Origin of the sequence: Shewanella decolorationis (assembly GCF_004354305.1) — a bacterium.
GTDB classification, from domain to species: Bacteria; Pseudomonadota; Gammaproteobacteria; order Enterobacterales; family Shewanellaceae; genus Shewanella; species Shewanella decolorationis.
In genome coordinates, this window is record NZ_CP037898.1 from 4,483,370 (window position 1) to 4,492,099 (window position 8,730).

The 8,730-nt window shown below is 48.3% G+C and carries 4 protein-coding genes and 1 pseudogene; 1 reads left to right on the top strand and 4 read right to left on the bottom strand.

Going from position 1 to position 8,730, the window contains the following annotated elements:
• Positions 1–5 precede the first annotated feature (5 nt).
• From EYR25_RS20140 to EYR25_RS20155, 4 genes and pseudogenes are all read right to left on the bottom strand, one after another.
• A pseudogene (locus EYR25_RS20140) lies at positions 6–1,379 on the bottom strand (IS4-like element ISUnCu8 family transposase).
• A gap of 246 nt (positions 1,380–1,625) precedes the next feature.
• Positions 1,626–2,633 carry a patatin-like phospholipase family protein gene (locus tag EYR25_RS20145; protein WP_133182492.1) on the bottom strand — a complete coding sequence of 336 codons (1,008 nt, stop codon included), beginning with the start codon at positions 2,631–2,633 and terminating at the stop codon, positions 1,626–1,628.
• Between the two features lie 276 nt (positions 2,634–2,909).
• Positions 2,910–5,126: a TonB-dependent siderophore receptor gene (locus tag EYR25_RS20150; RefSeq protein ID WP_207953665.1), complete on the bottom strand. Its 2,217-nt coding sequence runs from the start codon at positions 5,124–5,126 to the stop codon at positions 2,910–2,912.
• 311 nt (positions 5,127–5,437) lie between these two features.
• Entirely contained in the window at positions 5,438–7,228 is a 1,791-nt protein-coding gene (locus tag EYR25_RS20155; protein ID WP_133182495.1) for an acyl-CoA dehydrogenase C-terminal domain-containing protein, read from the bottom strand.
• 226 nt (positions 7,229–7,454) lie between these two features.
• Between EYR25_RS20155 and EYR25_RS20160 the strand changes: the two genes are divergently transcribed.
• On the top strand, positions 7,455–8,303 hold the full coding sequence (locus tag EYR25_RS20160; protein WP_133182496.1) for a D-hexose-6-phosphate mutarotase: 849 nt from the start codon (positions 7,455–7,457) through the stop codon (positions 8,301–8,303).
• Positions 8,304–8,730: the final 427 nt, after the last annotated feature.

An 8,730-nucleotide genomic window follows, 5' to 3' on the forward strand; every position in this document is an offset into this window, starting at 1 on the left:
CTTGATCACAAGTCTTCGTGATTGAGAGACATGTCCAATTCGTAACCCTCAAGGATGGTTTGTAACCTAAACCATCCTTCCCACAATACCTCTACACAAGCTCGACCTGTCCGCTTGGTATCTTTCCAACCCCCTAATCTGGCCAGACGCTCGTACGCCCACTGCATATCGGGTGCCTGTTGAGGTAACGGACGTCCCTCCATTTTCAACCAAAGTCATTTCCACGCTTTCTGACCCAATAGCGTTTCACAACATTGTGCTGCCACTTCCGCTTTGGATACCTTCATAAAGCGAAGCTGGAGTCAGCGTGTGGCGATAAAAGCCAGTATCACACTCATACGCTCCAGATTCTCACGGCACTGCATTCTCAGCTCTTCCACCGCGGTGCCACTGCTTTTCCATACCTTGTGGTAATCTTCAATCAACCAACGGCGCTCGTCATAGCCGACAACCTCCAGTGCCTCCTTCGAGCATGTGATAGGTTCGGAGGTGAGTAAGTGCCATGCCAGTTTTTCTTCACGATGACTTTGCTCTACGACACTGACGTAATACAGAGGGATGTCTGCCTGAGTGCGTTTGTTGGCTGGAGCTTTGAGGGTCACTCGGGCATATCTCATTTCCAGCGTCACCGCCCGGGCTTTCCTTCCGCCTTTCTGAGGAATGAGGAGAGATTTCGTCGCTGCAAGCGGTAATGTATTCGAGTAGTCATAGAGTTTGTGTGCATGCTCTTGAATGCATCGGCTCTGCATCGAGCGGACGACAAAGCGCTGTTGGTGCTGGGTTTTATAGGTCAGATATTCAAACAAATCAGCCTCACGGTCACAGACGGAAATCACCTTGTTGATATGCTCGCCTAAACGGGCAGACATATTGGCGGAGGCTTGTTCCCATTTGTAGCTCTCTTTTTCCTCGTAAGGGCGAGTAGCATGTTGGCGGCGTTGCCCGCGCTTAGTGATATCCCGCGTCCAACGCTGTTGCTCAATCAGCCCAACGACTTGCTGGCTTTGCGGTGAAAACAGCAAGATAGAATGCGCCAGAATGGCACGGTTTTTATCCCCTTGATTGGTATGACCTAACTCCTCCCTGACACTGTCATGCTTGTAAGTCAGCGAGGTGGTATCCTCTAGTGCTAACAAAATGTCATGCTCTCGAGCTTGCTGCGCGGTGGCTTGAAAACCCGCTTCAGCAATATCACTGGCTTGAATATTCTCATTGCGGATAAATCGGTAGGCCCCTTCCATCTCAGCGGGGGATAAGGGAAGTCTGGACACGGCAACTCCGGGTTGTTGGGTAATAGAGGTAGCCAGTGAAACAAGTCTTTGTGTACGTCTTGGGTCGTTGAGGTTTGCTTGACATTGCGCCCACTGCTCTGGATCCATCATCTTCATCATAATCGCCTCGAATATTTAGCCCTAGACGATCTGATCACAATGCGGGGAATGAGTTCAAAAAAAATCCCTGAGCATTGTTCAGGGATTTGTGTATGAGAGACAGCCCTAGGGTGGCTTTTATCTTTAACTATCTAACTCTTTAAGACTTGGATTTAACTTGGCCACACGGCGCCAAGCATAAATACGGCTTTGGAAAATCACCTTGAATGATTCAAGTAAGATCGAACTAATAACCTAGGCCGATATCGCCAGCGGTGCAACGAGCGTCACATCGTTAGCCTTAGAAGTTTGCCAAGAAGACTTAGCAAGAAACGCCTTACCCGCCTTTATCCCTTGCTGGTAATCAATGCGTAAATCCGCATCTGTGCTGCCTAACAACTTGCTCTGTAATGGCGCCTTCGCAAAAATCTGCACAATTTCAACATCATCAGGAGGATTGGCAATAAAGTCTAGCTCGGCCTGATAGGCCTCTTCATGCTGCACTAAGTAATCAATGGTCTTAGGACAAAAACCAGAAACACAGATCCACGATTTAAGCTTATGTACCCAAGCCGATTGGGCTTGAAAGTCCTCATTGACCGTCCTGACCACCACAATTTTGCGGGCACCCCGTTTATACGCCTCACGCACGGGTAGCGGCGCCGCTAAGCCACCATCGAGGTAAAAGTCTTGCTCGGGTTCGAGTGTCGCATCGCTATGATTAGCAGATCCAATCCCTAACCAAGGCGTTAACTTGACCCCCTGTTTATATAAAAAAGGCAAGGCGCTAGAGGCTTTGAGAAGTTCACGCCAGTGCTCATGACTGGTTGGACTCAAGAAATACCCTTGGCGATCAGAGACTCGCGTAGTCGTAATAAGGAGTTCTCGCCCATTAAGGGATTGACTGGCCGCCGCTAAATCCAGCTTAAAACTGCCACGCTGAGTCTGCTCGAAATACCAGTCGAGATCGATAACATTGGCGCCGATCAGACCGCGGCCTAGTTGATAGAAGCGTTTATGGCGTGTTAGCCCTCGGATGAGTTTTTTGGCGTACCCCTTTTGTCTGGCTAAAAAACTGGTCAAGTTTTGCGAGCCTGCTGAGGTACCAATTAATAAATCGAAGGGGTCGAACTCCGCCTCGAGCCAAGCATCGAGTACGCCTGCGGTAAAAATGCCGCGCTGGCCACCGCCTTCTGCAATTAACGCTACTTTCGGCGCGGTAACAGATTGAGAAGCAGAAGATAAATGGCTAATCGGCGGCATAACTGACCTTATCGCAACAAAGACGCAATGGAGAATAGATAAGCTCAGTCTAAACAAAGATAGTCACAGTCAAAAACGGATAGAATCTATCGTTGTAATCGATAAATAAAATATGAGAAGCGTTTTACGCGGATCATGGCATGGTTAGCAGCAATGCTAAAACACTCATGCACATTAAAAGGTATAGTTAAATTTATCTTTAGATACAATATCTTGATAAGCAATCTATGCCCACGAATCATCACGCGGGCATAGATGAGACTTGGAAGCTTTACGCTAGAACTTATGGGTCAACTCCAAGGTGACATTGCGTGGCTCACCGGGGAAATGGCCATTGCGCTCACTAAATCCGCTAACAGCATATTCCTTGTCGAAGATATTCTTCAGATTTAAGCGCACTTGGGTTTGGTCCCATTGGGTCGTCCAGCTCATATCAAACACTGTATGGGGTTTCACCGTTTGACCATTGAGGCTAAATTGCTCGCCCACATAGTCCATCCCAAAAGCAATCGCCGAATCAATCGCTTGAATATCGTAACGCGTCCATAAACCTGCTTGATGACGCGGCGCATTGGCAAAGTGTTTGCCATCGCCAAAGGTGTTGGTTAGGCTGTCGTTGGTCACGCCTTTAATCACTTCGGTATCGTTATAGGCATAGTTAGCCGTTACGGTAAGGTTATCCGTAAGATCCCCCACCAGCGTCCATTCCACCCCTTGGCTACGTACTTCGCCAAAATTAACTAAATTCGGAATACCATCGTCATCGCCGGTATCTAGAGGGTTTGCTTGGGCAACATTTTGTTTTTCAATGCGGTAGAGTGCAAGCGTGGTCATAAACTGGCCATCGAGCCACTCGTTTTTCATCCCAAGTTCTATTTGATTACCAGTTTCGGGATCGAGTGCGCCGTCACTTTTAATGCTCTCTTGATCCGACAATGATGCCGGATTGAAACTCTCTGAGTAGTTCAAATAGAAAGACATAGATTCGATTGGACGATAATTCAGCCCAGCCCTTGGGGTAATGGCATTATCGCTAAAGGAGAATCCGGTCTTTTTGTCGTAATCATCAAACTGGCTAAAGCGTAGACCCGCAATTAAAGACCACTGCTCGTTGAAATGCAGATGCTCTTGCAGATACAGGCCAAAACGGTTGGAGCGAGTACCGTCGGTATCCATGTCTTTTAACTGATAAGTACTCGGATTTGTTTCACCGTAATTCAGCTCAAAGATATTGAGATTACCCACGCCTTCCTTGCTGGTCGCCAACTTGTAATGGTATTCGGTTTCGACGTAGTGATAATCACCACCAAACAGAAACTCATGCTCAAAACCTAAGGCATTAAAGCGATAGACAAAATCGTTGGTTAAACTGATTTCGTCATTGGCACGGGATTGGACACGATATTCACGTTTGATGGTGCCATCTGCGCTGTTTGCCTTACCATCACCGTTCACATCGACCCAGCCACGGGATTCGTGATATTGCTGATCGGATTCATTATTCAGATAACGAATTTGAGTTTTTACCGAAAAATCATCACTAAATTGATGATCGAGAATCGCTTGCAGCACCAAGGCATCCATTTTCTGGAAGTCGCTTTTCTCGTTGGCATTGTAGGATGAGTCAACGAGGAAATTCCCCGCATCATCCACGGGTACACCACGGAGTCGATTGCCGCCCAAATCCTGTCTTATCAGATCGAATGTGGTGGTGAGCTTAGTATCGTCACTGATTTCATACAGTAAGCCACCTGCTACTTCGGCATTTAAACTATCGGCATTGTTACGGAAGCTATCTTCCTGTTGATAATAGCCTCCCAATCGATAGGCTAAATCCTCGGTTAAGCCGCCAGTGAAATCCAGCGAACCGCCCATCATGTCGTAACTGCCCGTGCTTAAGGTGAGCTCTTTACGCTCGACAAAGGTCGGTTTTTTGGTGACATAGTTAATCATGCCGCCGGGCTCACCGCCGCCATAGAGTGCCGATGCGGGGCCTTTTAATACCTCAACCCGCTTCACGTTGAACAGTTGTGGCACCGAAAACCCCGAATATGGATCGCCACGCACGCCATCGTAAAACACGTTGGCATCGTCGCGAAAGCCACGAAAGGTCACGCCGGAATAGCTAAATTCACTTACACCGGCAATGGAGCGGTATAAGTCAGTAATATTGCGGGCGGCTTGATCGTCAATTAGTTGCTCGGTCAGCACTTGTACTGACTGCGGCAGCTCCATCACATTAATTGCCGTTTTAGTACCGATTTCCGTCTCTTTATCGACATACATTTGCATGGCGCGACCACGCACGACAATTCGCTCTGGCGCCTTAGTCTCGGCTTGTACTTCGGCCTGTGTATTGGTTTGTATATCGGCTTGTGCCGTTGAAGCACTTTCTTGCTCGGGTTGACGCTCTTGAGCGTTAGGCGCAGCCGCAAAGACCAAATGCGGCATCAGGGCAAGCGTTAGTATTGAATAGGCAAAACGTGATTTCACAAAGTACCCCAACCTTGAGCAAACCTGCGGTTTACCCATGTCATCTAAAATGTGCCGTCATTATAAAGTTTGATTATTAGATGACAATAATTCTCATTTAAATTTACATCGGTCAGGATTTGTAACAATTGTAAAGAGAGTCCATTCGTTAGGTGTGGATATAGCGGCATGGCTCTTACTGAATGGCTGAATGGCTGAATGGATCTTAGTGTATAGCTCTTACTGAATGACGCAGAATGAAAGCCATCTTAATAAAAAAGCCAGCATCACGCTGCTGGCTTTGACGGGTTGTAACTCTTTGAAGGTAAGACTTAAAAAATCGCCTCATCGAGCGTGGTTAGCATCTCACTCGCCTGCTCCAATTGTTTACGCAGGCTGCGGCTCTGCACGGCCCAATACGCCATGTAAAAGTCCGCCGTTTTCAGTTTAGCCTGGTAAAAGTCAGCCTCATGCGTGCCATTTTCGAGTGCAGTGAGTGCAATCTTCGCCATACGCGCCCACATCCAGGCAAGGGCAGTAATACCAAATAACTCGAGATACGCCATTGATGCCGCGCCGATAATGTCGGGATTGCTGGCCGCATGGGTCGCTATATAACCGCTCGCCTTTTGTAAATCGGTGGCGCAATCCATTAGCCCACTGATATAGGGCTGCATTTGCGGATCTTTACCCTGTGATTGAATAAACTCAGTCACTAACGCAGACCATTGCTGCATGGCGGCGCCGCGATCGCTCAGCAGCTTACGCCCAACTAAATCGAGCGCCTGAATGCCATTTGTGCCTTCATAAATCAAAGCGATACGGCTATCACGCACGAATTGCTCCATTCCCCACTCGTGGATATAGCCATGGCCACCAAATACTTGCTGGGCATCCACACAGGCGTTAAAACCACGATTTGTGATAAAGCCTTTCACCACTGGCGTAAATAATGCCGCTAACTGGGCAGCCACCTTCGCCTTGGCAGGATCGCTATGGCGCTCTGCTTCATCGAGCCACAGCGCCTGCTGGCCAACGAGTGCCCGAGCACCTTCATTAAAGGCTTTTTGCGATAACAACATCCGGCGCACATCACCGTGTACCAAAATCGGGTCGGCAGCTTTTTCAGGCGCTTTAGCGCCACTAATGGCGCGGCTCTGCAATCTGTCCTTGGCATAGGCTAAGGCATTTTGATAGGCGATTTCGGACACGCCTAATCCCTGCATTCCAACCCCCAAACGCGCTTGGTTCATCATGGTAAACATGGCGCGCAGCCCTTGGTGGGGTTCTCCCACTAACTCACCGAGTGCACCCTCAAATACCATCACACAGGTTGAGTTACCGTGGATACCCATTTTGTGTTCAAGCCCACTGGCATAGAGGCTGTTCGCCTCACCTAAACTGCCATCACTGTTCACTAACACTTTGGGCACGGCAAACAGCGAAATGCCCTTAACCCCTTCGGGCGCATCGGGCAAGCGTGCTAACACTAAGTGCACTATGTTATCGGTAAATTGATGGTCGCCCGAGGAGATAAAAATCTTCTCACCAGTGATCGCAAAGTAGCCGTCCGCTGCGGGAACAGCCTTAGTACGCAGCAGTGCTAAATCTGTTCCGGCATGGGATTCGGTTAGGTTCATGGTGCCAGTCCATTCACCACTCACTAATTTGGCTAAATACTTCTGTTTAAGCGCCTCACTACCGTGGGCATGAATGGCCGCATAGGCGCCATGGGTAAGGCCGGGATACATGGCAAAGGCCATGTTGGTCGAGGTTTGCATCTCGGTGGCGAAAATACCGACCACTTCGGGCAGTCCTTGACCACCATAGGCGGGATCGCAGGTCAGTGTTGGCCAGCCATTGTCGACAAACTGCTGATAGGCGTCGGCAAAACCTTCGGGGGTAACCACTTTGCCATCCGCGAGTTTGCAGCCCTGAACGTCCCCTACACTATTTAACGGCAACATGACCTCAGTACTGAAATCCGCCATACCCTGTAGGATGGCATCGACCAAATCGGGGTCGATTTCATCGAAGCCTTTTAGGGCATCTTGCTGATAAATATGCAACATTTCATCGAGGATAAATTGATAGTCACGTAGTGGTGCTTGATAGACTGGCATAATCGCTTCCCTTTCATTTTTATGACAATTGACAAAGTGCTCTGACCACTTTAGCTAAATCTGTTGAAAAAGGAAGCATCTGGACCTTGGTACAATGACTTTTGTTTGCACAATCGAACAGCAAAACCGTAAATTGATCGCAACAAAGGCTTATGCTCAAGTGCAAAAGTTTGTAAGCTAAGTGCCTGTATTGCTGATACGTCATCAGGTTGAGGATATTGTTACTATGGGTTCTGTTACCACCAAAAAACACGCAAACGGGCTCGATTATGTCGAAGTGAACACTGCGTTATGCCAAGCAAGGATTTTTTTACAGGGCGCGCAAATCGACCATTTTCAACCCGTAGGTAAGCCCCCCTTGTTATGGGTGTCTTTGGCGGATGACTATCAACCCGGTAATGGGATCCGTGGTGGCGTGCCCGTCTGCTGGCCTTGGTTTGGCATGAGCAATCAGGCAAATTTTCCGCAACATGGTTTTGCCCGTACCCGTATTTGGACACTTGAGTCGGTTGAAATGCGTAATCAACTGGTAGATTTGCGTTTCAGCTTAACGATCAGTGAAGAAGATAAGGTCTTTTGGCCGCACCATACCCAAGTCAACGTCCTCTTTACCTTAGGTGAAACCCTAAGTATCTGCTTAGTTAACACTAACCTCGGCAATGTGCCCGTTACGCTCACTCAAGCACTACACAGCTATTTTCCAATTGAAGATATTCACCAGCTTAAAGCCACTGGCTTTAGTGGCGCTCAATATATTGAGTTTGCCGAAGGGCCTTACCCGCAAACGACAGATGATGTGCTATTCGACCGCGAAACCGACCGCGTTTACACCAACCTAGGCCCGGTACAACACTTACATACGCCCCAAGGTGTGATTGAAGTGAGCCGCGAAAATAGCCACTCGGCCGTATTGTGGAATCCTTGGATTGAAAAATCAACTCGCCTTGCCCGCTTTAATGACGAAGACTATCTGACCATGGTGTGTCTCGAAGCTGCCAATGTGCTTGAAGATAAATTAACGCTGGCTCCCGGCGAGAGTCACAGTTTAGTCACCCATATTCGCTGGGCAGACTAATCCGTCTTTATCCCCCATCAATGCAAAAGCCCAGTGCATGACTTAATGCCACTCGCTTAAGAGCGAGTGGCATTTTTACTTGGATATTTCACCGTTTTCTTTAGCACCACACGCGGGTAGCTGGGCCGCTTCCTCTTCGGGGGTAAAATCAACCTTTTGCCATTTTCCCTCAGTCGTTTTAAGTGCTGTGGGATCGCTCCTGGACTCCCTCTGTCGCTCCAACCAAACTCATCTTGGATTAAAAACAGGGCATTAATGAAACTTATTCTCTGTGGCTCAACGTTATGCTGCACTGCCATGGCAGCCATCTCTAGCCGAACAATATTGTAGGTCGTCAAGATCCCCCATCATTCTTGATACACCCCATCCTTCTTCTTACTGCGCAGGACAGGTTTATTTTCCAGTTGATATTGCTTCAGCTCACCAG